This is a genomic window from Streptomyces sp. NPDC014907 (assembly GCF_055562975.1).
This window is the reverse complement of the sequence record NZ_JBVHEG010000013.1, coordinates 120,414-144,234: the sequence shown is the minus strand read 5'-3', so window position 1 is coordinate 144,234 and position 23,821 is coordinate 120,414. Positions and strand designations below refer to the sequence as shown.

Sequence of the window (23,821 nt, the reverse complement as noted above, 5' to 3'; positions counted from 1 at the left end):
CCACGGCGGGGGCGCGATCAGTCCGAGGAGGCCCGACCGCCCTCGTCCACGGCCTGGTCCGTCCTCCGCCAACGCCTCAGGGCATGCCCTTCACGACCCGGCCGCGGGACCCGCGACCCGCCCGCGGCCGGGGAGTCCTCGTCCCGGACGACCTCCCCCGTGATGACCTGGCCGGCGGGCCTGGCGAGTTCCAGGCCGGAAAGATGCGTCTTGAGCCTCCTGGACATGGGCCGGAAGGTCGCGAAGGTGAGCCCGCCGGACACCGCGGCCCCGACGAGGGGAATGGCCTTCGAGACGGACTTGGCGAAGGTCTGCTTCGTCATCTCGACGCCGAGGTACTGGGCGACCTTCTTCACGACGGGGTAGACGACGCCCTGGGTCAGTGCCTTCTGCGGCAGCTTCTTGGCCACCTGCTCGGACATCATCCCCGCCACCTTCCCCACGGCGGCGTTCGCGGACTGGGTTCCGAACATCACTCCGAAGAAGAGCGTGAGCACTCCCTTGGTCGCGTCGTCCAGGTCGTCGTCGTCGAGGGAGAACAGGTCGGGCCAGCTGTAGAGGTAGGCGAGCTTCTGCGCGATGCGCAGCATGTGGGCGGCGTACTGGGCCACATCGGCCGGCACCGTGGCGGGCAGGGCGATGAAGCCGGGAATCCCGGCAGCCGCGGAGATCGCGCTCACCTTGGCGGTCTCGTAGCGGATGGACTCGTCGGCCACCCTGTCCAGAACATCCAGCGGGATGCCCGCCGCCGCGGGGGTCTCCTCCGTCGCCCTGCGCAGTTCGTCCTCCGAACAATGCCGGGCCAGCGCCGCCCGGAGATACGCCTCCCTGTCGATCCGCACACCCGGAAGCCTTGCCGCGCCGACCAGAAGAGCGGAGAAACGCGACTCCGCGGTCTCGCTCACTTTTCCCGTGACCATGCCGGGAACGTACAGCAAACGGGTGATCCGCACCCCTCGAACGGGCCCTTCCGACGGCGGATCGGGGGTGCGGGAGCCCCCAGGAACGGAAGCCGCCCTCGAAAACACGGACCACCCGCCCCCGGCGGTCGGTGGGCGTGCCCACGGGGCACACCCACCGACCGCCGCTCAGGCGTCCTTCTTCACCGGCTCCAGGATCGCCACGCACTCCACGTGGTGCGTCATCGGGAACAGGTCGAACGCCCTCAGCGTCCGCACCCGGTATCCCCGCTCCCGGAAGTACCCCAGGTCGCGGGCCAGGGCCGCCGGGTCGCAGGCGACGTAGGCGATGCGGCGGGCGCCCAGGGTGGTCAGGTGGTGGACGGTCTGCTTGCCGGCGCCGGCGCGGGGCGGGTCCAGGACGATGAGGTCCACCTCGGTGATGCCGGTGCGCGGGAGGACCGACTCGACCTTGCCCTGTTCGATGCGGACGCGCGGGAAGCCGGCCAGGTTGTGGCGGGCGTCCTCCACCGCGCGCTTGCCGGACTCGATGCCGAGGACCGCGCCCTGGTCGCCGACCCGGTCGGCGAGGGCGCCCGCGAAGAGGCCGACGCCGCAGTAGAGGTCGAGGGCGGTGTCGCCCTTGCGCGGGAGGAGGCCCTGCATGACGGCCTTCATGAGGGTGTCGGCGGCCTTCGGGTGGATCTGCCAGAAGCCGCCGCTGCCGACGCGGTGGGTGCGGTCGTCGGCGCGCTCGCGGACGAAGGCGCGGCCGTGGACGCGGTGGACGCCGCCGTCCTTCTCGTCCACGCGCATCACGGAGACCGGCTTGTCCAGTTCCACGAGGGGGAGGCGGGCGCCGGGGCGGGGGGTGAGGATGACCTGGCGGTCGTTCGAGCCCGAGGCGGCGATGGCCTCGACCGAGGCCATGCCCTCCCAGGTGCGCTTCTCGACTCCCAGCTCCGAGACCCCCTCGGCGGCGATCATGCAGTGGTCGATGACCTCCACGTCGTGGGAGCGGTGCTTGCGCAGGCCCGCGCGGCCCTCGTCGTCGATCGCGTACTGAACGCGGGTGCGCCACTGCGGGACCTCGCCCGCGGGCAGCTTGTCGCCCTCGGCCGGCATGACCGTGCCGTCCCAGCCGGCCTCCTCCGGGGTGAGCCCGGCCAGGCGCTGGAGCTGTTCCGCGACGACCTCGCCCTTCAGGCGGCGCTGGGCGCCGGGCTTGGCGTGCTGCCAGTCGCAGCCGCCGCACTTGCCGGGGCCCGCGAACGGGCAGGGGGCCTCGACCCGGTCCTTGGAGGGCTCCAGGATCGTGACCGCGTCGGCGCGCAGGAAGCGGGAGGTCTCCTCGCCCTCGGTGACGCGGGCGACGATCCTCTCGCCGGGCAGCGCGTGGCGGACGAAGAGGACGCGGCCCTCGCCGGTGCGGGCGATGCAGTGACCGCCGTGGGCGACCGGGCCGACCTCGACCTCGTACTCCTCCCCGACCAGCGACGCAACAGGGGTGTTCTGCATGGTGGGGGGTCTCCAAGGGAAGCGGGGGTGGGCTGCCGTTCGGACGGCAGCCCACCAGTCTAGCCGTTCTTCGCGGCCGGTTCCTTGTGCCCCTTCTCCACGGGACCGCGGCGGACCGAGCCCGGCGCGTTCCACTCCTGCCGCTTCCGGGCCCGCTTCTTGGCGGCCTCGGAGGACTGGAGCTGGTACGGGACCGAGGTCACCATGACGCCCGGGGTGAAGAGGAGCCGGCCCTTGAGGCGCAGGGCGCTCTGGTTGTGCAGCAGGTGCTCGTACCAGTGGCCGACGACGTACTCGGGGATGTAGACGGAGACGGCGTCGCGCGGGCTCTCGCGGCGGATGCTCTTCACGTACTCGATCACCGGGCGGGTGATCTCGCGGTACGGGGAGTCGAGGATCTTCAGCGGGACGTTGATGCCGCGGCGTTCCCACTCCTCCTTGAGCGCCTTCGTCTCGGCCGGGTCGACGTTGACGGTCAGCGCCTCGACCTCGCTGGCGTGCACGAGCTTGGCGTAGGCCAGGGCGCGGAGGGTGGGCTTGTGGAGCTTGGAGACGAGGACGATGGAGCGGACCCGGGAGGGGCGCACGTACTCGTCGGGCTTCTCCTCGGCCGCGGCGATCTCCGCCGCCACCGAGTCGTAGTGCTTACGGATCGCGGTCATCGTGCCGTAGAAGATCACCATGCCGAGCAGGGCGACCCAGGCGCCGTGGGTGAACTTGGTGGCGAGGACGACGACGAGGACGAGGCCGGTGAAGAAGGCGCCGAAGGCGTTGATCGCGCGGGAGCGGATCATGTGGCGGCGCTTGGCGGGCTCGCGTTCCGTCGCGAGGTGCCGGTTCCAGTGCCGGACCATGCCGATCTGGCTGAGGGTGAAGGAGACGAAGACGCCGACGATGTACAGCTGGATCAGGCGGGTCGAGTCCGCCCCGTAGATCCAGACGAGGAGGGCGGCGGCGCCGGCGAGGAGCACGATGCCGTTGGAGAAGGTGAGGCGGTCGCCGCGGGTGTGCAGCTGGCGCGGCAGGTAGCGGTCCTGGGCGAGGATCGAGCCGAGGAGCGGGAAGCCGTTGTACGCGGTGTTGGCGGCCAGGAAGAGGACGAGCGCGGTGGCGGCGGCGAGGATGACGAAGAAGAACGTCCCGTCGCCGAAGACGGCGGCCGCGACCTGGGAGATCACCGGGTCCTGGACGTAGCCCTCGCCGACCGGGACGCCGTTGTGGAGCAGGTCGTGGGCGGGCTTCTCGGCCATCCGCACGTCGGTGGCCATGGCCAGGAAGATGATGCCGCAGAACATGGTGACGGCCAGGCCGCCCATGAGGGCGAGGGTGGTGGCGGCGTTCTTCGACTTCGGCTTGCGGAAGGCGGGGACGCCGTTGGAGATGGCCTCGACGCCGGTGAGGGCGGCGCAGCCGGAGGAGAAGGCGCGCAGCAGCAGGAAGACCAGGGCGAAGCCGGCCAGGCCCTGGTGTTCGGCCTTGATCTCGAAGTCGGCCGTGGGGGCCTTCATGGTCTCGTCGAGGACGATCCCCCTGTAGGCGCCCCAGACGATCATGAGGAAGACGCCGGCGACGAAGACGTACGTCGGGATGGCGAAGAGGGTGCCCGACTCCTTCACCCCGCGCAGGTTCATCAGGGTGAGCAGCAGGATGACGGCGACCGCGGAGGCGACCTTGTGCTCCACGACGAAGGGGACGGCCGAGCCGAGGTTCTCGATGCCGGAGGCGATGGAGACGGCGACGGTCAGGACGTAGTCGACGAGCAGGGCGCTCGCCACGGTGAGTCCGGCCTTCGGCCCCAGGTTGGTGGTGGCGACCTCGTAGTCGCCGCCGCCGCTGGGGTACGCGTGGACGTTCTGCCGGTAGGAGGCGACGACCGTGAACATCAGGACGACGACCGCGAGCGCGATCCAGGGGCTGAAGTGGTAGGCCGACAGACCGGCGACGGAGAGGACGAGGAGCACCTCGCCGGGCGCGTACGCCACCGAGGAGAGCGGGTCGGAGGCGAAGACGGGGAGGGCGATCCGCTTCGAGAGGAGCGTCTCTCCGAGCTTGTCGCTGCGCAGGGCCCGCCCGATCAGGATGCGTTTGGGCACGTCGGTCAGTTTGGACACGGAGAGGATCGTAAGCGTTCGAAATTCGCCATGCTCACCGGCACCCCCGATCCATACGGAATCTTTCCGTCTACCACCTCGGATGCGGTCCCCGCCAGTGTTGACGCTTAAGCTCGGACCGGGCGACCCGGCAGGGCGTCGCCCGCCGCGGCCCGGGCGGATCGGGCGAGGAAAGTTGTGAGCAGGGTGTTTTCGCAGGTCAGCAAGGCGATCAGGAGTGCGGGGTAAGGGGACGTGCACATCGTCATCATGGGCTGCGGGCGAGTGGGAGCCGCTCTCGCGCAGACCCTCGAGCAGCAGGGGCACACGGTCGCGGTCGTGGACCAGGACCCGACGGCCTTCCGCCGCCTGGGGTCGGGTTTCGGCGGTCGCCGCGTCACGGGCGTGGGGTTCGACCAGGACACGCTGCGCGAGGCCGGGATCGAGGACGCCGGCGCCTTCGCCGCGGTGAGCAGCGGTGACAACTCGAACATCATCGCGGCGCGGGTCGCGCGCGAGATGTTCGGCATCGAGAACGTGGCGGCGCGGATCTACGACCCGCGCCGTGCCGAGGTCTACCAGCGGCTCGGCATCCCGACGGTCGCGACGGTCCGCTGGACCGCCGACCAGATGCTGCGGCGGCTGCTGCCCTCGGGCGCCGAGCCGCTGTGGACGGACCCGAGCGGCGGGGTGCAGCTCGCCGAGGTGCACACCTCGCCGTCCTGGATCGGCCACAAGATCAGCCGGCTGCAGGACGAGACGGGCGTGCGGGTCGCGTTCCTCACCCGGCTCGGCGAGGCGGTCATCCCCACGTCCCAGACGGTGCTCCAGGAGGGCGACCTGGTGCACGTGATGATGCGTACGGACGAGATCGCGAAGGTCGAGGAGGCCTTCGCCGAGGGTCCCGAGGAGGGCGGTCACTGATGCGTGTCGCTATTGCGGGCGCGGGTGCGGTGGGCCGTTCCATCGCCGGCGAACTGCTGGAGAACGGCCACGAGGTGCTGCTGATCGACAAGGCCCCGACCGCCATCTCGGTGGAGCGGGTGCCGCAGGCGGAATGGCTGCTCGCCGACGCCTGCGAGATCACCTCCCTGGACGAGGCGGCGCTCCAGCGCTGCAACGTGGTGATCGCGGCGACCGGTGACGACAAGGTGAACCTGGTCGTCTCGCTGCTGGCCAAGACCGAGTACGCGGTGCCGCGGGTGGTCGCCCGGGTGAACAACCCGAAGAACGAGTGGCTGTTCAACGAGGCCTGGGGCGTGGACGTGGCCGTCTCGACCCCGCGCCTGATGTCGGCCCTGGTGGAGGAGGCGGTGAGCGTCGGCGACCTGGTCCGGCTGCTGCGCTTCAGCCACGGCGACGCGAACCTGGTCGAACTGACGCTTCCGCCGGAGTCGGCGCTCGCCGGCACGTCGGTCGGGGACGTGGACTGGCCGCAGGACACCTCGCTCGTGACGATCATCCGCGGTTCGCGGGTGCTGACGCCGAGCACCGAGGAGACCCTGGAGGCCGGTGACGAGCTGCTGTTCGTGGCCGCGCAGGCGCGCGAGGAGCAGTTGGAGGACCTGCTGCAGGTCCGCCGCGAGCCTTCCTGACCGGCCGCGGCCGTACGCGTACGGGGAGGGCCCGGACCTGTTCACCGGGTCCGGGCCCTCCCCGTACGTGCCCGGGGTCCCGGGCGCACTCCCGCGCTCCGGGGCCCCCGCGCGTACGACGGGAGTCCCGGGGCGCCGTGCTCAGGCCTCCGGCCGTCCTCCGGACGCCGCCTCGCGGGCCTTCTCGGCGCGCTCCTCGGCCTCCATCTCGGCGAAGACGTCGATCGGCGCCGGGGCCTTCGCGAGGAAGACCCAGGTGAGGTAGACCGCGAGCAGGAACGGCGGGATCTTCAGGGCGACCGACACCCAGCCGAACTTGGTCGGGTCGGCCCACCAGTACAGCGGGAAGAGCACCGCGCACTTGCCGAGCAGGATCAGGCCCCAGGCCCAGCTCGCCTTCGTGTACGCCTTCTTGCGGCCGGGGTTGCGGGTGCGCCAGGAGAGGTTCTCCTTGAAGACCGGACCGAGGATCAGTCCGATCAGGGGCACTCCGGCGGCGGCGGTGACGATGTACGCGAGGGCCAAACCGAGCGTGTACAGCATGCCCGGCAGGTAGAAGTCCTTGGCGTTGCCCGTCATCATCGCGAAGACCACGCCGAAGGCGACGCCGAAGACGCCGCTGAAGGCGTGCTTGACGGTGTCGCGGCGGATCAGGCGGACGGCGACGAGGACCAGCGAGACCGCGAGCGCGGCGATCGCCGAGACGTGCAGGTCCTTGTCGACCGTGAAGATCGTGACGAAGAGCAGGCCCGGCAGGACCGTCTCGACCATGCCCCGCAGGCCGCCGAAGGCCTCGAACAGCGCGGCCTCGGTGACCTCCTTCGAGGTCCGGTCGTCCTGGTCCGTGCTGGTCGGCTTGTCGAGGGACGTCACCGGCTACTCCTGTCCGAGCGGTCGGAGCTCGTATTTGGGGTTGAAGAGGACCCGCCGGCCGTGGCTCATGGAGACGCGGCCGGAGGCGATCAGCTTGCGGCCCGGCTCGATGCCCACGATGGAGCGGCGGCCGAGCCAGACGACGTCCAGCGGTGCCGTGCCGTCGAAGAGTTCGGCCTCCAGGGCGGGCACGCCCGCCCGGGGGCGCAGCGTGACCGTGCGCAAGGTACCAGTCACCATGACCACCTGGCGGTCGGAGCAGTCGCAGATGCGCGTGCACCCCGACGCCTCGGTGTCCTCCTGGAGCTCCTCCGACTCCAGGTCCTCGGACGAGGAGGAGAGCCGGTCGAGCATCCGGCGGAACCTGCCGGCCGGCTTCTCTGTACGCGGTGCAGCACTCATACAGAAAGCCTACCGGCCGCCACTGCCGCGGGAGGCGGTCCCGGCGCCGCGCGGAGACCGCTCCGGGCGGCTCCCGCCGCACGGCCCCGGGGCGCCCCTCCGCGGGGTGTCCGGTTCACCGTTCGAAGCGGTATCCCATGCCCGGTTCGGTGACGAAGTGCCGGGGGTGGGAGGGGTCGCTCTCCAGCTTGCGGCGGAGCTGCGCCATGTACACCCGGAGGTAGTTGGTCTCCGTGCCGTACGACGGCCCCCAGACCTCCTGGAGCAGCTGCTTCTGGCCGACCAGGCGGCCGGCGTTGCGGACGAGGACTTCGAGGAGGTGCCATTCGGTGGGGGTGAGCCGGACGTCCCGCCCGTCGCGGTGGACCTTCTTCGCCGCGAGGTCGACGGTGAAGCTCCCGGCCTCGACCACCGCGGGCCCCTCCCCGGCGCCGCCGACCGGCTCGGCCCGGCGCACGGCCGCCCGCAGCCGGGCGAGCAGCTCGTCCATGCCGAAGGGCTTGGTGACGTAGTCGTCGGCGCCCGCGTCGAGGGCCTGGACCTTCTCGCCGGAGGTCTGCCGGGCCGAGAGGACCAGGATCGGCACCCGGGTCCGGCCGCGCAGGTCCCTGATGACGTCGACGCCGTCCATGTCGGGCAGGCCGAGGTCGAGGACGACGACGTCCGGGTGCCGGGTGGCGGCGAGACGGAGGGCGGTGGCGCCGTCGGGTGCGGAGTCGACCTCGTACTTCCGCGCCTTGAGGTTGATCACCAGGGCGCGGACGATGTGCGGCTCGTCGTCGACCACGAGGACCCGGGTCATGGAGGGGGGCCTTTCTTTCGGTTCGTGCGGTTCGTGCGGTTCTCGCGCCGCTTCCGGCCGCCCGTGCGGGCGGGAGGGGCGGTGCGTGCGGTGCGTGCGTACGGGGCGGTGCGTACGGGACGGGGACGGGCGTCCGGTTCAGGTCACGGCACCTGCTGCCGCGTCCCCGTCCGGTGCCGGAGGGGCGCCGGGCGCGGCGCGGAGGGTGAGCACCATGGTCAGCCCGCCGCCCGGGGTGTCCTCGGCGCCGAGGGTCCCGCCCATCGCCTCCACGAAGCCGCGGGCCACCGCGAGGCCGAGGCCGACGCCGGAGCCGCGCGGGGCGTCGCCGAAGCGCTGGAAGGGTTCGAAGATGCCGTCCTTGGCCTCGTCGGGGACGCCGGGTCCGCGGTCCACCACCCGCAGTTCGACCCTGTCCCCCAGGGCGCTGGCGGCGACGGCGACGGGCACGCCCTCGGGGCTGTACTTCACGGCGTTCTCCACGATGTTGGCGACGGCCCGTTCCAGGAGGCCCTTGTCGACCTCGACCATGGGCAGGGTCTCGGGTATGTCGAGCCAGGCGCTGCCGTCCGGCACTCCTCCCAGGGCCATGGGCACCACTTCGTCGAGGTCGACGACGCGCATGAGGGGCTTGACGGTGCCGGTCCTGAGGCGGGACATGTCGAGGAGGTTGCCGACGAGGAGGTCGAGGCGGTCGGCCCCGTCCTCGATGCCCTCCAGGAGTTCGGCCCGGTCCCGCTCGGACCATTCGACGTCCCCGGAGCGGAGGGAGGAGACGGAGGCCTTGATGCTCGCGAGCGGGGTCCGCAGGTCGTGGCTGACGGCGGCGAGCAGGGACGTGCGGATCTTGTTGCCCTCGGCCAGCTTCCGCGCCTCCTCCGCCTCGCCGACGAGCCGCCGGCGGTCGAGCACGACGGCGGCCTGGGCGGCGAAGGCGCCGAGCACCCGCCGGTCCTCGGCGGGCAGCACCCGGCCGGACAGGGCGAGCGCCAGGTGGTCCCCGACCGGCATGTCCACGTCGGCCTCCTCCGGGCGGGCGGCCGGGTGGGGGCCGACGCTCGCGGCGGGCGTCCACGGTTCGAGCTCGTTCTCGCGTTGCAGGAGGGCGACCGACTCCATGGAGAAGGTCTCGCGGACGCGTTCCAGGAGGGCGTCCAGGCTGGTCTCGCCGCGCAGGACGCTGCCCGCGAGGTACGAGAGCACGTCGGCCTCCGCGCGGAGCCGGGCGGCCTGGTGGGTGCGGCGGGCTGCCAGGTCCACCACGGAGGCGACCGACATCGCGACGCCGAGGAAGACGGCGATGGCGACGATGTTCTTGGGGTCGGCGACGGTGAGCCGGTGGACGGGCGGGGTGAAGAACCAGTTGAGGAGGAGCGAGCCGGCGGCGGCGGAGCCGAGCGCCGGCAGGAACCCGCCGAGCAGCGCGGCGGCCACGGTCAGGGCGAGGAAGAGCAGCATGTCGTTGGCGAGCCCGAGATCGGCGTCGACGTGGGTGAGCAGCAGGGCGAGGCAGCCGGGTCCCGCGACGCCGACGACCCAGGCGGCGAGGATGCGCGAGCGGCCGAGGCGGGAACCGCGCGCGACCGGCAGACCGCGCCCCTTGGCGACCTCGCCGTGGGTGACGATGTGGACGTCCAGGTCGGGTCCGGAGTCACGGGCCACGGTCTGGCCGACCCCGGGGCCGAGGATGTACTGCCAGGTCCGGCGGCGGCTGGAGCCGAGGACGATCTGGGTGGCGTTGACCCCGCGGGCGAATTCCAGGAGCGCGGAGGGGATGTCGTCGCCGATGACGTGGTGGAACGTTCCGCCGAGGTCCTCGACGAGGGTGCGCTGGACGGCCAGCTCCTTCGGGGAGGCCGCGGTGAGCCCGTCGCTGCGGGCGATGTAGACGGCGAGGACCTCGCCGCCCGCGCCCTTCTCGGCGAGCCGGGTGGCCCGGCGTATGAGGGTGCGGCCCTCGGGGCCGCCGGTGAGGCCGACGACGATGCGTTCCCGGGCCTGCCAGGTGGAACGGATGTTGTGCTCGCCCCGGTACCGCCGGAGGTACTCGTCGACCCGGTCGGCGGTCCAGAGGAGGGCCAGCTCGCGCAGGGCGGTGAGGTTGCCGGGGCGGAAGTAGTTGGAGAGGGCCGCGTCGACCTTGTCGGGGGTGTAGACGTTGCCGTGGGCCATCCGGCGCCGCAGGGCCTCCGGGCTCATGTCGACCAGTTCGATCTGGTCCGCCCGGCGCACGACCTCGTCGGGGACGGTCTCCCGCTGCCGTACGCCCGTGATCGCCTCGACCACGTCGCCGAGCGACTCCAGGTGCTGGATGTTGACGGTCGAGACGACGTCGATGCCGGCCGCGAGCAGTTCGGCGACGTCCTGCCACCGCTTGGGGTTCCGGGAACCGGGCGCGTTCGTGTGGGCCAGTTCGTCGACGAGGGCGACGGCGGGGCGGCGGTCCAGGACGGCGTCGACGTCCATCTCGGCGAGGACGGCCCCCCGGTGCTCCACGGCGCGGGGCGGGACCCGCTCCAGACCATGCAGCACCGCTTCCGTGCGCGGCCGCCCGTGGTGCTCCACGAACGCCACCACGCAGTCCGTGCCGCGCTCCACCCGGCGGTGGCCCTCGGAGAGCATCGCGTAGGTCTTGCCGACGCCCGGCGCAGCGCCGAGGTAGATGCGTAGCTTGCCGCGTCCCATGGCTCGACCCTACGTCCCGCCGGCCGGGCCGGGACCGTCCGGTCCCGGTGCTCCCCGGCACCCCGCCGACCCGGATCAGGACTCGGCGATCTCGCCGTCCCGCAGCTCCAGGACCCGGTCCGCGAGCCCCAGGAGCTGGGGGTCGTGGGTGGCGACCAGGGCCGTGCAGCCCTCGCTGCGGACCACCGCGCGCAGGAGCTGCATGACGGCGAGCCCGGTCTCCGCGTCCAGCTGGCCCGTGGGCTCGTCGGCTATCAGCAGGGCCGGCCTGTTGGCGAGGGCCCGGGCGATGGCGACCCGCTGCTGCTGGCCGCCGGAGAGTTCGCCGGGCCGCTGGGCCGCGTGGTCGGCGAGGCCCACCAGGCCGAGCAGCAGGGCCACCCGCTCCTCGCGCTCCTTCGGGTCCGCCTTGCGCAGCCGCAGGGGGACGCCCACGTTCTCGGCGGCGGAGAGGATCGGGAGCAGGCCGAAGGACTGGAAGATGAAGCCGATCCGGTCGCGGCGCAGCTCCAGGAGCCCGTCCTCGCCGAGCGTGGAGAGGTCGGTGCCGTCGATGACGATCCGGCCGCCGTCGGCGGAGTCGAGGCCGCCCACGAGGTTGAGCAGGGTCGTCTTGCCGGAGCCCGAGCGGCCCTTGAGGGCGACGAGCTGGCCGCGCGGGATGTCGAAGGAGACGCCGCGCAGGGCGTGCACCGCGGCCTCGCCCGTGCCGTAGGAACGGCGCAGGTTCTCGACGCGGACCATGGGGGGTCCGGCCGGGTCCTCGATGACGGCCGTCGCGGACCTCGTGCTGCTCTCACTCACCCGGTGTTCCCCCTCCTCGAACATGTGCGCTCGCCAGTATGGTCCGCCACCGGGCCCGAGGACCAGAGCCGGAGGGCCGGACCTGTGGAGAACCGGGGGGAACGGGCGGAGGGCCGGGCCCGTGGAGGACCTGGGGGAACGGCCGGCGGGCCGCCCCCGTACCTCGCGTACGGAGAACGGCCCGCCGTTCGTTCCTCGCCGGCCCCGGAGGCACCGCCGGCCGCCCCGCCGGAGTGGGCGGGGACGCCGGGCCGCGCCGCGGCCGGACGGCTCAGCGGATCTCGGAGATCTCCGGGCCGCGCTGGAGCTGGCCCATGCCGCCGGAGAAGCGGGAGCCCTCCTGCTCCTCCTGCTGGACGCCGTCCGGCACCATCTGGGCGTCGTTCGGCAGCTTGAGGACGATCGGGTCGCGCGGGGCCATGGGGGCCTCGCCGCGGACCACCACGGTGTCGCGGACGATCTGCTCCAGGAGCCCGGCCGCCTCCGGCTGGACCGCGCCCTGTCCGGAGATCACCCCGCGCAGGAACCAGCGGGGGCCGTCGACGCCCACGAAGCGGACGAGCTGGACGCCGCGGTTGCCGTCCGGCAGCTGCACGGGGACCTGCGCGCGCAGCTCCCAGCCCAGCGGTCCCTCGACCTCGTCGATGACACCGCCCTGCTGGATGATGCCCGTGGCGATCTCGTCGCGGACCTCGCCCCAGATGCCCTCGTTCTTGGGGGCGGCGAAGGCCTGCAGCTGTACGGCGCTGTCGCGCAGCACGACGGTGGCCGCGACGATCGCGTCGCCCGCCACCTCCACCCGGAGCTCCATGCCCTCGACACCCGGCACGAAGATCCCGCCGAGGTCCACGCGGCCCTCCTCGGGCGTGGTGACCTCGGAGATGTCCCAGGGCCCGTCGGGCCGGGGCGCCGGCGGGAGGTTCACGCGGCGCGGCGCACCGGCCGCGTCCTCGTCGTCCTCCACCGCGTCGACGACCTGCTCGGCCTCGCTCGCCGCGTCCTCGGCGGCACCACTCTTCTTGCGACGTCCGAACACGTCACTGTCCTTCCCGGTCGGATACGGCCGAAGCGTATCGATTCCCACCCGTTGTGCCGTCCACGGCGGCGTGACCGCCGGTGGACCCGAAGCCCCCCTCGGCCCGCGCAGAGCCGGGAAGCTCCGCCACCTCGTGGAAGCGCACCTTCTCGACCTGCTGGACGACGAGTTGGGCAATCCGGTCGAATCGCTCGAACCGCACGCTCTCGCGCGGGTCGAGATTGACCACGATCACCTTGATCTCTCCACGGTACCCGGCATCCACCGTCCCCGGGGCATTCACGAGCGCCACTCCGCAGCGGGCCGCGAGTCCGGAGCGCGGGTGCACGAAGGCCGCGTACCCGTCGGGGAGGGCGAGGGAGATCCCGGTGGGGAGCACGGCGCGCTCTCCGGGGGCCAGTACGGCGGCCTCCGTGGTCACGAGGTCGGCGCCGGCGTCGCCGGGGTGCCCGTAGGCCGGAAGCGGGACCTCGGGGTCCACGCGCCGGATCAGTACGTCCACGGGGTTGCGCATCAGGGGTTCACCTCGAAGGCGCGTGCGCGCCTGGCCTGGTCGGGGTCGGACATGGCGGCCCGGATCTCCTCCGGGCGGCCGTTGTCGATGAAGTGGTCGACCTTGACCTCGATGAAGAGGGCGTCGGCGCGGACGGCGACGGGGCCGTCCGGTCCGCCGATCCGGCCGACGGCGGTCGAGTAGAGCTTGCGGCCGTGCACGGCGGTGACGGCGGCCTCCAGGTGGAGCACGGTGCCGACCGGTACGGGCCGGACGAAGTCGGTCTCCAGGCGTCCGGTCACGGCGATGACCCGCAGCAGCCAGTTGAGGGAGCCGAGGGTCTCGTCGAGCGCGGTGGCGAGGACGCCGCCGTGCGCGAGGCCGGGGGCGCCCTGGTGGTCGGGGGTGACCGTGAACTCGGCGGTGACGGTCACGCCCTCGCCCGCCCGTGCCTCCAGGTGGAGGCCGTGGGGCTGTCCGCCGCCGCATCCGAAGCAGTGGCCGTAGTGCGAGCCGAGCGGCTCGCCGGGGGCCGGCGCGTCGGGGTGGCGCACCGGCGGTATGGCGTCGGCCGGCGGGGTGAGGGCGGCAGATGTTGCAGTCACAGGCGCAGACCTTACCCGCGCGGGCGGGCGCGGGGCGGCGGTGGCCGGTCCCCCGGGGAACGCGGGCCTCACGCCTGGTCCACGGCCCGGGACCGCGATTGCCGACCGGTCCCCCCGGGGAACACGGGCCTCACCCGCGCGGACGGACGCGTGACGCGCCGTGCCAAGCTTGGACGCATGCAGCCTTCCGTACCGTCGCCGGCCTCCTCCCCCGCGCCCTCCGCCGCCCCGCTCTTCGACGAGCGGCTGACGGCCCCCCGCTCCTGGTGGGCGATCGCGGGCCTGCTCGGCCTGTCCGGCGGTCTGATCATGTTCCCGCTGGGCACGGTCCCGACGCTGGGCGGCCTGATCGCGGCGACGGTGCTCGCCGGAATCGCGGTCTCCTCGTACGGCTCCGCCCGGATCCGGGTGGTGGCCGGTTCGCTGGTGGCGGGCGACGCACGCATCCCGGTCTCCGCCCTGGGGGCGGCCGAGGTGCTGGACGAGGAGGAGGCGCGCGCCTGGCGCACGCACAAGGCGGACCCGCGCGCCTTCATGCTGATGCGCGGGTACGTGCCCCGGGCGGTACGGATCGCGGTGACGGACCCGGCGGACCCCACGCCGTACGTGTACCTCTCCAGCCGCGAGCCGGAGGCCCTGGTGGCGGCGCTGGACGCCGTGCGGGACGGCGCGGAGAGCTGAACGCGGCGCGGGTTCCCGGGCCGCCGGGTCCGGGCTAGGGCGTGTGTCGAAAGTGGCGTCGTCTGCCCGGAGGGCAGGCCCGGCGGTGTCCGGTGCGTGCGATCGCAAGGCGGAGGGTCACCCCGATACCGGGTGTATCGGGGTGATCCCGACAACGCGGCTGGGGGCACCCCCGGGCCCGAAGGGCCACGGGGGAGTGCGTGCCGGGCGCCGCCGGGCAGACGGGACTTTCGACACACGCCCTAGGGGGCCGGTTCCCCGGGGGCGGCGGGCCGGTCCAGCGCGGGCAGCTCCTGGAGGGCGTCCCAGGGGACCTGGCGGCGGCGCAGGTCCTCGCGGATGTGCGAGGCGAGCTTCCTGGTGTCGCGGCGGTTCATGACGGCGCCGACGGCGGCGCCCACCATAAAGGGCATGAGGTTCGGCAGGTTGCGCACCATCCGCTTCATGATCTGCTGGCGCAGTTCGCGCTTCAGCTGTCCGCCGAGCGCCGCGTTGACGGTGGTGGGTTTGGCGGGGTCGATGCCCCGTTCCTCGGTCCAGGAGGTCAGATAGGCCGTCGAGCGCTGCGGGAGCCGGCCGGGGGGCCGCAGTCCGTACACCTCGTGCAGTTCGGCGATGAGTTTGAGTTCCACGGCGGCGACGCCGGTGATCTCGGCCGCCAGTTCGGCCGGCAGGGCCGGGGGGACGGGGAGCATGGCGGCGGCGCCGACGCCGGCTCCCACGGTCGAGGCCGCGTTCGCCGCGCCGGCGACGAGCTTGTCGGCCAGTTCCTCGGGGCCGAGGCCGGGGAACTGGGCGCGGAGGGTCGCCAGGTCGCGGACGGGAATCCGCGGGGCGAGGTCGATCAGGCGGTCGGCCAGGTGGCCGACGCCGGCCCTGGCGCCGTCTCCGCCGCGCTTCACGCCGTACGCGACGCCGCGCCGCACGGCGTCGATCCGGCGCGGGTCGACCTTGAACCTGTCGAACCGGCCCCGGGCGGGGGCGGCCGGACGTCCGGCGTCGGGGAGACCGTCCTGTAGGACTTCGACGGTCCCGTCGTCCCGTTCCGCGGGAAGGGATGCCCGCTCCGGCCCGGGGGCCGCTTCGAGCGAGGCCGGCAGGCCCCGCTCGTCGTCACGTGCGCCGAGAGGGGGCAGGGAGGCGGTGGGCTCGGCTTCAGGGGCCTCCTGGGCACCCTCCGCCGGGTCCGGGCCGCCCTTGTGCGTCCGCGGGCTCCCGGGGAGCCACGAACGCCGCTTCCGGGACGGTGTGTCGCCTGCCACGGCCGGGCCTTCTCAGTCGCAGTCGCGGCAGATGGGCTGACCGTTCTTCTCCCTGGCCAGCTGGCTGCGGTGGTGCACGAGGAAGCAGCTCATGCAGGTGAACTCGTCGGCCTGCTTGGGCAGGACCCGGACGGCCAGCTCCTCGTTCGAGAGGTCGGCGCCGGGAAGCTCCAGGCCTTCGGCGGCCTCGAACTCGTCGACGTCGACGGTCGAGGTCGACTTGTCGTTGCGGCGGGCCTTCAGTTCTTCAAGGCTGTCCGAGTCGACGTCGTCGTCGGTCTTGCGTGGGGTGTCGTAATCCGTTGCCATGTCGCTCTCCCCCTCTGGGTGGTTGCGGTGTCTCCAGCGCACGTAACGCGTGAGAGGTCGGACTTGTGCCCGACCTGAGGCGGAGATTTTGCCTCACATCAAGGTCTGTTACTGAATCGACACCCGTCGCGCCTTCTCGCGAGTGATCGGCTTCGGGTGGCGATGCGGACCGTACACGGTCCTTCGGGCGTTCCTCACAGGCGCCACCCCGTGTACTTCCCGTCATGAGGGGGCCCGGAAACCCGGACTTTTCCAGGTTTTCCGAGGGATTTCCCGGTCACGGAGAGTGGAGGTCCACCCACCCGCTCCTGTGATCGATCACACACGGGCGTCTCAGGAGCGGGGTTACGGAATTCCGCGCAAAGCGAACAGAAAGGGTCGGGTCGCGCAGTCTGTCAGATCGGCAGAGTGACGCGCATCACGAGACCGCCGCCCGCACGGGGCTCCGCGATGATACGGCCTCCGTGGGCCCGGGCCACGGACCGGGCGATCGACAGGCCGAGACCGACCCCCTTGTCGCTGCCGGTCCGTTCCTGCCGGAGCCGCCGGAACGGCTCGAAGAGGTTGTCGGTCTCGTACGCGGGGACCACGGGCCCCGTGTTCGCGACGACCAGGACCGCCTGGTCGTGCAGGGTGTCGGTGGTGACCTCCACCCAGCCGTCCTCCGGCACGTTGTAGCGCACGGCGTTCTGGAGCAGGTTCAGCGTGATCCGTTCGAGCAGGACGCCGTTGCCCTGGACGACGGCGGGCGCGCGCCCGCCCCGGATCTCGACGCCCTTGGCCTCGGCCTCGGCGCGCACCTGGTCGACGCCCCGCTCGGCGACCTCGGCGAGGTCCACGGGTTTGCGCTCGATGATCTCGTTGTCGCTGCGGGCCAGCAGGAGCAGGCCCTCGACGAGCTGTTCGCTGCGTTCGTTGGTGGCGAGCAGCGTCTTGCCGAGCTGCTGGAGCTCCACGGGCGCCCCGGGGTCCGACAGGTGCACCTCCAGGAGGGTCCGGTTGATCGCGAGCGGGGTCCGCAGCTCGTGCGAGGCGTTCGCGACGAACCGCTGCTGGGCGGTGAAGGCCCGCTCCAGGCGCTCCAGCATCTCGTCGAAGGTGTCGGCCAGCTCCTTCAGCTCGTCGTCCGGGCCGTCCAGCTCGATCCGCCGGGACAGGTCCGAACCGGCCACCTGGCGGGCGGTGCGGGTGATCCGGCCGAGCGGGGAGAGGACCCGTCCCGCCATGGCGTAGCCGAAGGCGAAGGCGATGATGCTGAGGCCGAGCAGGGCGAAGAGCGAGCGGCGCAGCAGGTCGTCCAGGGCCCGGTCGCTCTGGTGCTGGAGGCAGACGGACACCGCGTCGTTGAACTGCTCGCCGGTGCCCGTGCTGGGCAGGTCGCACCACGAGGTGGTGGGCTGGACCTCGCCCTTGACGAACTTGAAGGGCAGATGGGCCGCGCTGTCGCCGAGGGCCTGCGCGGTGAACAGGTAGATGATCGAGAGCAGCAGGATGCCCGCGATCAGGAACATCCCGCCGTACAGCAGGGTGAGCCGTATCCGGATGGTGGGGCGCAGGAGCGGGCGGACCGGGTCCCTGGGGTCCCAGGTCGGCTTGGGGGGCACGTGGGGGTGGGGCACGGGGGTGGCGGCCATCGGTCAGATCCGGTATCCGGAGCCGGGCACGGTGACGATGACGGGCGGTTCGCCGAGCTTGCGGCGCAGGGTCATCACGGTGACGCGCACCACGTTGGTGAACGGGTCGGTGTTCTCGTCCCAGGCCTTCTCCAGGAGCTGCTCGGCCGAGACCACGGCGCCCTCGCTGCGCATGAGGACCTCCAGGACGGCGAACTCCTTCGGCGCGAGCTGGACCTCCCTGCCCTCGCGGAAGACCTCGCGGCGGTTCGGGTCGAGCCTGATGCCGGCGCGCTCCAGGACGGGCGGGAGGGGCACGGACGTGCGGCGGCCGAGGGCGCGCACGCGCGCGGTGAGCTCGGTGAAGGCGAAGGGCTTGGGGAGGTAGTCGTCCGCGCCGAGTTCGAGGCCCTCCACGCGGTCGCTGACGTCGCCGGAGGCGGTGAGCATCAGGATGCGGGTGGGCATGCCGAGTTCGACGATCCTGCGGCAGACGTCGTCGCCGTGCACGAGCGGGAGGTCGCGGTCGAGGACGACGACGTCGTAGTCGTTGACCCCCACGCGCTCCAGGGCCGCCGCGCCGTCGTACACGACGTCGACGGCCATGGCCTCCCGGCGCAGTCCGGTGGCCACCGCATCGGCGAGCAGCTGCTCGTCCTCGACGACGAGTACGCGCACGTCGTACATCCTTCCCGTGGGGGCGCGGCCCGGAGGGGACCGGCCGGGCCTGAGCGTTGACTGTGGGTGTCCATCCTGCCCCGTACGCGCGTAAACCGGCTGTAAGGCGGCGGTCGCGCGCTTCCCGGGCGGCCCGCGGGCGGAGGGACCGGGCGGGAGGCCCGGGGACGCTCCGGGAATTCGGCCGATTCCCGGGCCGGTTGAGGTTTCTCTGAGGAAAGGCTTGGGGAGGACGACTGCACACCCCGCGATCACGCCCTGTATGTGGCACGCCACCCGTCGCTCCCCGTCCCAGGGGCCACAGGGTGTGATCCGACCCACCCTCGGCACACCCCCGTGCCAGCCGACCCACGACGAGGGGGCGCACGATGGACGCTTTCACCGCCGGCCTGCTGCACCGCATCAGGACCACGCAGACGGATCTCACGCGGGCGCGCGAGACGGGCGACGACTATCTGGCGGAGGTGGAGCAGGCGGAGCTGGAGGACCTGCACCGCCTGGCCGCCGAGCACGGTGTGGAGGTGGCCGCGCCGATCGCCTGACCCGTACCGTCCGCGGCCCCGTGGGGCCGCGCGGGGGCCCCGGAGCCGGTCCAGGCTCCGGGGCCCCCGCGCGTCCGCCCGCGGTCCGGCGCCCGCGTCAGTCGTGCCAGGCCCCCAGCTCCTCCAGGAGCTCCTGGAGCGGCCCGAAGAGGCCGGGGGAGGCCGCGACCGTCAGCTCGCCCGACTCCGGCTCCCCCGGGCGGCCGCCCGTCAGCGCCCCCGCCTCGCGGGCGACGAGCGCGCCCGCCGCGAGGTCCCAGGGGTTGAGGCCGCGCTCGTAGTAGGCGTCGAGGCGCCCCGCGGCGACGTCGCAGAGGTCGATGGCCGCCGAGCCGCCGCGCCGGATGTCGCGGACGCGGGGGATCATCCGCCGGACGACGTCGGCCTGCCGCTCGCGCCGGGCCCGCAGGTAGCCGAAGCCGGTGCCGAGGAGGGCCTGGTCGAACGGGGGCGTGGGGCGGACGGCGAGGCGCCGGTCCCCGGCGTACGCGCCGCGGCCGAGCACCGCGTGGTACGTCTCGCCGCGCATCGGTGCCCCGACCACGCCGACGACGGTCTCGCCGTCCCGTTCGGCGGCGATCGAGACGGCCCAGGTGGGCAGGCCGTACAGGTAGTTCACGGTGCCGTCGAGGGGGTCGATGACCCAGCGGACCCCGCTCGTGCCGGGGCTCGACGCGCCCTCCTCGCCGAGGAAGCCGTCGTGCGGACGGTGCTCGGCGAGGAAGCCGGTGATCAGTTTCTCGGCGGCGATGTCCATCTCGGTGACCACGTCGATGGGGCTGCTCTTGGTCCTCGCCACGGCCAGGTCGTCGGGGCGGCCGTCGCGCAGCAGCGCTCCGGCCCGCCGCGCGGCTTCCAGGGCGAGGTCGTGCAGCTCGGTGAGGAGGGGCTCTGACGGATCGGTCACGGGATCTCCTTGCGCGTACGGGTCGGTCGCGGATCTTCTTGCGCGTACGGGTCGGTCGCGGATCTTCCCGCGCGTACGGGGGCGCGGGCCCTCCCTACGCGTACGGGCTGTCGGCGCCGGCCGCCGCGGGCCGTTCCGTCCTGGCCGGGCAGCAGCCGATCGGGCACAGGTCGTGGGACGGCCCGAGCGCGCCGAGGGCGCACCGCTCCGTCCGGACGCCCCGTTCCGCGGCGGCCCGCTCCAGGACCAGGTCGCGGACGGCGGCGGCGAAGCGCGGGTCGGCGCCGACGGTGGCCGAGCGGCGGACGGGCAGGCCCAGTTCGGCGGCCTTGGCGGTGGCCTCGGTGTCGAGGTCGTACAGGACCTCCATGTGGTCGGAGACGAAGCCGATCGGGACCATGACGGCGGCGGGGGCCCCGGCCGCGTGCAGCTCCTCCAGGTGGTCGCAGACGTCGGGCTCCAGCCACGGGATGTGGGGGGCGCCGCTGCGGGACTGGTAGACGAGCTTCCAGGGCCGGTCGGTGCCGGTCCGCTCGCGGACGGCGTCGGCGATCACCCGTGCCACGTCGAGGTGCTGGCGCACGTAGGCCCCGCCCTCGCCGTGGCCGGTGGCCGGTCCCGAGGTGTCGGCGGCGGACTCGGGGATGGAGTGGGTGGTGAAGGCGAGGTGGGCGCCGTCCCGGACGGCGGGGTCCAGCTCGTCGAGGGCGGCGAGGACGCCCTCGACCATGGGTTCCACGAAACCGGGGTGGTTGAAGTAGTGCCGGAGCTTGTCGACCCGGGGCAGCGGGAGGCCCTCCGCCTCCAGGGCGGCGAGCGCGTCGGCGAGGTTCTCGCGGTACTGGCGGCAGCCGGAGTAGGAGGCGTAGGCGCTGGTGGTGAGGACCGCGACGCGGCGCCGGCCGTCGGTGACCATCTCCCGGAGGGTGTCGGTGAGGTAGGGGGCCCAGTTGCGGTTCCCCCAGTAGACCGGGAGGTCGAGCCCGGACTCCGCGAAGTCCCGCCGCAGTGCGTCGAGGAGCGCGCGGTTCTGGTCGTTGATCGGGGAGACGCCGCCGAAGAGGAAGTAGTGCTGCCCCACTTCCTTGAGGCGTTCCTTCGGGATGCCGCGGCCGCGCGTCACGTTCTCCAGGAACGGGACCACGTCGTCCGGCCCCTCGGGGCCGCCGAAGGAGAGCAGCAGCAGGGCGTCGTACGGGGCGGGATCGTGCTGATCGGACATGGCACCGATCCTCCCACCCGCTCCGGCCGGCGGGGGCGCGGCCCGTCCGGGAGCGCCGCCGAGCGGGGCGACCGGCCGGGGAGGCCGATCCGGCCGGACCGGGGAGGAGGAGCCGCGCCATCGACTTCAGAACTGTAGGCTTTAGCTGTTAACTACACCGGCCGGGTGCCGGCGCCCGCACGGGACGAGCCGTCGTGCGGGACCGGACGCGCAGCACGTACGGAGTCCCCTTGCCCAGTCCCTACCGCGCGATCTTCGCGGCGCCCGGAACCGCCGCGTTCTCCGTGGCCGGCTTCCTCGGGCGGATGCCCCTGTCCATGATGGGCATCGGCATCGTCACCATGATCTCCCGGGTCACCGGCGCTTACGGGCTCGCCGGGGCGCTCGCGGCGACGCTCGCGATGTCGGCCGCGGTCCTCGGCCCGCTGGTCTCCCGTCTGGTCGACCGGCACGGTCAGCGCGCGGTGCTCCGGCCGGTGACGCTGGTGTCGCTCGCCGGGGCCGCCGGGCTCCTCGTCTGCGTGCAGCGGGACGCCCCGGTCTGGACCCTCTTCGCGTTCACGGCCGTGATCGGCTGCGTGCCCAGCGTGGGGGCGATGGTCCGGGCCCGCTGGGCGGAGATCCACCGGGACGGGGGACGCCACCTGCACACGGCGTACGCCTGGGAGTCGATCGTCGACGAGGTGTGCTTCATCTTCGGCCCGATCGTCTCCATCGGCCTGTCCACGAACTGGTTCCCCGAGGCGGGCCCGCTGTTCGCCGGGGTGTTCCTCGCCGTCGGCGTCTTCTGGCTGACCGCGCAGCGCGCCACGGAGCCCCGGCCCCACCCCCGGAAGGACGGGGAGCGGCGCGGTTCCCCGCTCCGCTCCCCCGGCCTCCAGGTCCTGGTCCTCGCCTTCGTCGCCACCGGCGCCGTCTTCGGCTCGGTGGACGTGGTGACCGTGGCCTTCGCCGAGGAGCAGGGACGGCCGGGCGCCGCCAGCCTCGTCCTGGCCGTCTACGCGCTGGGGTCCTGCCTGGCCGGAGCCGTCTTCGGCCTGCTCCGCCCCGAAGGGGAACCGTCCCGCAGGTGGCTGCTGGGCGTCTGCGCGATGGCCGTGAGTATGATCCCCCTCCTACTGGCCGGGAACCTGCCGTTGCTGGCCGTGGCGCTCTTCGTCGCGGGCCTCTCCATCGCGCCCACCATGGTGACCACGATGGCCCTCGTCGAAGCGCACGTACCGCGCGCCGAACTGACCGAGGGCATGACCTGGACGAGTACCGGGCTCGCGGTCGGCGTGGCGCTCGGCTCCTCCGCGGCCGGCTGGGTCGTCGACGCGGAGGGCGCCGGAACGGGGTACGTGGTGCCCGTCCTCGCGGGTGCGGCCGCGGTCGCGGTGGGTCTCCTCGGACACCGCCGGCTGCGCAGGCCGGCGCCGAACCGGGAGGGGCAGCGTGAGCGGGACGACAACAGCGGGACCGGGGAGCACCAGGACGACGGCCGGTCCGTGGCGTAACTGGGCGGGGAACGTCACCTCCCGCCCGGTCCGGGAGGCGAGTCCGGCCTCGGCCGAGGAGCTCGCCGAGACGGTGCGCCGGGCGGCCGAGGACGGGCTGCGGGTGAAGACGGTCGGCACCGGCCACTCCTTCACCTCGATCGCGGCCACCGACGGCGTACTGATCCGGCCGGAGCTGCTGAGCGGAATCCGGCGGATCGACCGCGAGGCGATGACCGTGACCGTCGAGTCGGGCACGACGCTGAAGCGGCTCAACGTGGCGCTGGCCCGGGAGGGCCTGTCGCTCACGAACATGGGCGACATCATGGAGCAGACCGTCGCCGGCGCCGTCTCCACCGGCACCCACGGCACCGGCCGCGATTCGGCGTCGATAGCCGCGCAGATCCGCGGTCTCGAGATGGTGACCGCGGACGGGCGGCTGCTCACCTGCTCGGCGGAGGGGAACGAGGAGGAGCGCGCGGTCTTCGCGGCCGCCCGGATCGGGCTCGGCGCCCTCGGCGTGATCACCGCGATCACCTTCGCGGTGGAACCGGTCTTCCTCCTCACGGCGCGCGAGGAGCCGATGTCCTTCGACCGGGTCACCTCGGAGTTCGACGCGCTGCACGCGGAGAACGAGCACTTCGAGTTCTACTGGTTCCCCCACACGGACAACTGCAACACCAAGCGCAACAACCGCAGCGCGGGTCCCGCCGCTCCCCCCGGGCGGATCAGGGGCTGGGTCGACGACGAGCTCCTCTCGAACGGGATCTTCCAGCTCGCCTGCTCGCTGGGCCGGGCGGTACCGCCGGTCGTCCCGCCGCTCGCCAGGATCTCCAGCCGGGCCCTGTCGGCCCGTACGTACACCGACATCCCGTACAAGGTCTTCACCTCGCCGCGCCGGGTGCGCTTCGTGGAGATGGAGTACGCGCTGCCGCGCGAGACGGCCGTCGCCGCGCTGCGCGAGCTGAAGGCGATGACCGAGCGGTCGCCGCTCAAGATCAGCTTCCCGGTGGAGGTGCGCACGGCCCCGGCCGACGACATCGCGCTCTCCACGGCCTCCGGGCGGGAGACCGCCTACATCGCCGTCCACCTCTACAGGGGGACGCCCCACCGGGCGTACTTCACCGCGGTGGAACGCATCATGACGGCGCACGGGGGACGCCCGCACTGGGGCAAGATCCACACCCGGGACGCCGCGTACCTCTCCGGGGTCTATCCGCGCTTCGCCGAGTTCACGGCGCTGCGCGACCGGCTCGACCCGGACCGCCTGTTCGGCAACGACTACCTGCGGCGGGTCCTCGGCGACTGACGGGAACGGCCGCCACGCGGG

Annotated in this window: 23 protein-coding genes; 6 read left to right on the top strand and 17 right to left on the bottom strand. The window is 72.8% G+C overall.

Features of this window, described 5'->3' with window-relative positions; genetic code table 11:
• Nucleotides 1-17 precede the first annotated feature (17 nt).
• From ACZ3IL_RS26490 to ACZ3IL_RS26480, 3 genes are all read right to left on the bottom strand, one after another.
• Complete coding sequence (locus tag ACZ3IL_RS26490) at nt 18-920, bottom strand: hypothetical protein (RefSeq protein WP_467394160.1); 903 nt, start codon at nt 918-920, stop codon at nt 18-20.
• A 168-nt stretch (nt 921-1,088) separates the two neighbouring features.
• Nucleotides 1,089-2,417: a class I SAM-dependent RNA methyltransferase gene (locus ACZ3IL_RS26485; RefSeq protein ID WP_467394158.1), complete on the bottom strand. Its 1,329-nt coding sequence runs from the start codon at nt 2,415-2,417 to the stop codon at nt 1,089-1,091.
• A gap of 59 nt (nt 2,418-2,476) precedes the next feature.
• Nucleotides 2,477-4,528: an APC family permease gene (locus tag ACZ3IL_RS26480; RefSeq protein WP_467394156.1), complete on the bottom strand. Its 2,052-nt coding sequence runs from the start codon at nt 4,526-4,528 to the stop codon at nt 2,477-2,479.
• A 234-nt stretch (nt 4,529-4,762) separates the two neighbouring features.
• Here ACZ3IL_RS26480 and ACZ3IL_RS26475 point away from each other — a divergent pair, with 234 nt between their 5' ends.
• Nucleotides 4,763-5,431, top strand: a complete 669-nt coding sequence (locus ACZ3IL_RS26475) for a potassium channel family protein (protein WP_388694119.1) — start codon at nt 4,763-4,765, stop codon at nt 5,429-5,431.
• Nucleotides 5,431-6,102: a potassium channel family protein gene (locus ACZ3IL_RS26470; RefSeq protein ID WP_467394154.1), complete on the top strand. Its 672-nt coding sequence runs from the start codon at nt 5,431-5,433 to the stop codon at nt 6,100-6,102. The genes ACZ3IL_RS26475 and ACZ3IL_RS26470 overlap by 1 nt, the downstream gene beginning before the upstream one ends.
• Before the next feature lie 141 nt (nt 6,103-6,243).
• Here the strand turns inward: ACZ3IL_RS26470 and ACZ3IL_RS26465 are convergent, their stop codons facing one another.
• The 8 genes from ACZ3IL_RS26465 to ACZ3IL_RS26430 all read right to left on the bottom strand — a co-directional run bounded on the left by ACZ3IL_RS26465 (nt 6,244) and on the right by ACZ3IL_RS26430 (nt 13,802).
• Nucleotides 6,244-6,975, bottom strand: a complete 732-nt coding sequence (locus ACZ3IL_RS26465) for a DUF3159 domain-containing protein (RefSeq protein ID WP_467394152.1) — start codon at nt 6,973-6,975, stop codon at nt 6,244-6,246.
• A 3-nt stretch (nt 6,976-6,978) separates the two neighbouring features.
• On the bottom strand, nt 6,979-7,377 hold the full coding sequence (locus ACZ3IL_RS26460; protein ID WP_467394150.1) for an OB-fold nucleic acid binding domain-containing protein: 399 nt from the start codon (nt 7,375-7,377) through the stop codon (nt 6,979-6,981).
• 115 nt (nt 7,378-7,492) lie between these two features.
• Entirely contained in the window at nt 7,493-8,179 is a 687-nt protein-coding gene (locus tag ACZ3IL_RS26455; RefSeq protein WP_467394148.1) for a response regulator, read from the bottom strand.
• Between the two features lie 138 nt (nt 8,180-8,317).
• A complete protein-coding gene (locus ACZ3IL_RS26450) occupies nt 8,318-10,864 on the bottom strand; it encodes a DUF4118 domain-containing protein (protein ID WP_467394146.1) in 2,547 nt (848 codons plus the stop codon).
• Nucleotides 10,865-10,939: 75 nt separating this feature from the next.
• Entirely contained in the window at nt 10,940-11,608 is a 669-nt protein-coding gene (locus tag ACZ3IL_RS26445; RefSeq protein ID WP_467394223.1) for an ABC transporter ATP-binding protein, read from the bottom strand.
• A 331-nt stretch (nt 11,609-11,939) separates the two neighbouring features.
• Nucleotides 11,940-12,704 (bottom strand): DUF3710 domain-containing protein, encoded by a 765-nt coding sequence (locus tag ACZ3IL_RS26440; RefSeq protein ID WP_467394144.1) that lies wholly within the window; start codon nt 12,702-12,704, stop codon nt 11,940-11,942.
• A 1-nt stretch (nt 12,705) separates the two neighbouring features.
• Nucleotides 12,706-13,218 (bottom strand): dUTP diphosphatase, encoded by a 513-nt coding sequence (dut, locus tag ACZ3IL_RS26435; protein WP_467394142.1) that lies wholly within the window; start codon nt 13,216-13,218, stop codon nt 12,706-12,708.
• Nucleotides 13,218-13,802, bottom strand: coding sequence for a PaaI family thioesterase (locus ACZ3IL_RS26430; RefSeq protein ID WP_467394140.1), 585 nt, complete (start codon nt 13,800-13,802; stop codon nt 13,218-13,220). The genes dut and ACZ3IL_RS26430 overlap by 1 nt, the downstream gene beginning before the upstream one ends.
• A 177-nt stretch (nt 13,803-13,979) precedes the next feature.
• Here ACZ3IL_RS26430 and ACZ3IL_RS26425 point away from each other — a divergent pair, with 177 nt between their 5' ends.
• Nucleotides 13,980-14,483: a DUF3093 domain-containing protein gene (locus ACZ3IL_RS26425; protein WP_467394138.1), complete on the top strand. Its 504-nt coding sequence runs from the start codon at nt 13,980-13,982 to the stop codon at nt 14,481-14,483.
• 242 nt (nt 14,484-14,725) lie between these two features.
• Here the strand turns inward: ACZ3IL_RS26425 and ACZ3IL_RS26420 are convergent, their stop codons facing one another.
• The 4 genes from ACZ3IL_RS26420 to ACZ3IL_RS26405 form a co-directional block, all read right to left on the bottom strand.
• On the bottom strand, nt 14,726-15,745 hold the full coding sequence (locus ACZ3IL_RS26420; protein ID WP_467394136.1) for a hypothetical protein: 1,020 nt from the start codon (nt 15,743-15,745) through the stop codon (nt 14,726-14,728).
• A gap of 12 nt (nt 15,746-15,757) precedes the next feature.
• Nucleotides 15,758-16,054, bottom strand: a complete 297-nt coding sequence (locus ACZ3IL_RS26415; RefSeq protein WP_003955561.1) for a DUF4193 domain-containing protein — start codon at nt 16,052-16,054, stop codon at nt 15,758-15,760.
• Between the two features lie 395 nt (nt 16,055-16,449).
• A complete protein-coding gene (locus tag ACZ3IL_RS26410; protein WP_467394134.1) occupies nt 16,450-17,688 on the bottom strand; it encodes a sensor histidine kinase in 1,239 nt (412 codons plus the stop codon).
• 3 nt (nt 17,689-17,691) lie between these two features.
• Nucleotides 17,692-18,345 (bottom strand): response regulator transcription factor, encoded by a 654-nt coding sequence (locus ACZ3IL_RS26405; protein ID WP_467394132.1) that lies wholly within the window; start codon nt 18,343-18,345, stop codon nt 17,692-17,694.
• Nucleotides 18,346-18,713: 368 nt separating this feature from the next.
• Here ACZ3IL_RS26405 and ACZ3IL_RS26400 point away from each other — a divergent pair, with 368 nt between their 5' ends.
• Nucleotides 18,714-18,887 (top strand): hypothetical protein, encoded by a 174-nt coding sequence (locus tag ACZ3IL_RS26400; RefSeq protein WP_467394130.1) that lies wholly within the window; start codon nt 18,714-18,716, stop codon nt 18,885-18,887.
• 97 nt (nt 18,888-18,984) lie between these two features.
• Here ACZ3IL_RS26400 and ACZ3IL_RS26395 read toward each other — a convergent pair whose 3' ends face one another.
• Both ACZ3IL_RS26395 and ACZ3IL_RS26390 read right to left on the bottom strand, forming a co-directional pair.
• Complete coding sequence (locus ACZ3IL_RS26395) at nt 18,985-19,794, bottom strand: inositol monophosphatase family protein (protein ID WP_467394127.1); 810 nt, start codon at nt 19,792-19,794, stop codon at nt 18,985-18,987.
• A 94-nt stretch (nt 19,795-19,888) separates the two neighbouring features.
• Complete coding sequence (locus tag ACZ3IL_RS26390; RefSeq protein ID WP_467394125.1) at nt 19,889-21,016, bottom strand: ferrochelatase; 1,128 nt, start codon at nt 21,014-21,016, stop codon at nt 19,889-19,891.
• A 230-nt stretch (nt 21,017-21,246) separates the two neighbouring features.
• On the opposite strand from ACZ3IL_RS26390, the gene ACZ3IL_RS26385 reads away from it, so the two are divergent.
• Nucleotides 21,247-22,512 carry an MFS transporter gene (locus tag ACZ3IL_RS26385; RefSeq protein ID WP_467394123.1) on the top strand — a complete coding sequence of 422 codons (1,266 nt, stop codon included), beginning with the start codon at nt 21,247-21,249 and terminating at the stop codon, nt 22,510-22,512.
• Nucleotides 22,451-23,800 carry a D-arabinono-1,4-lactone oxidase gene (locus tag ACZ3IL_RS26380; protein ID WP_467394121.1) on the top strand — a complete coding sequence of 450 codons (1,350 nt, stop codon included), beginning with the start codon at nt 22,451-22,453 and terminating at the stop codon, nt 23,798-23,800. The genes ACZ3IL_RS26385 and ACZ3IL_RS26380 overlap by 62 nt, the downstream gene beginning before the upstream one ends.
• The last annotated feature ends 21 nt before the right edge of the window (nt 23,801-23,821 follow it).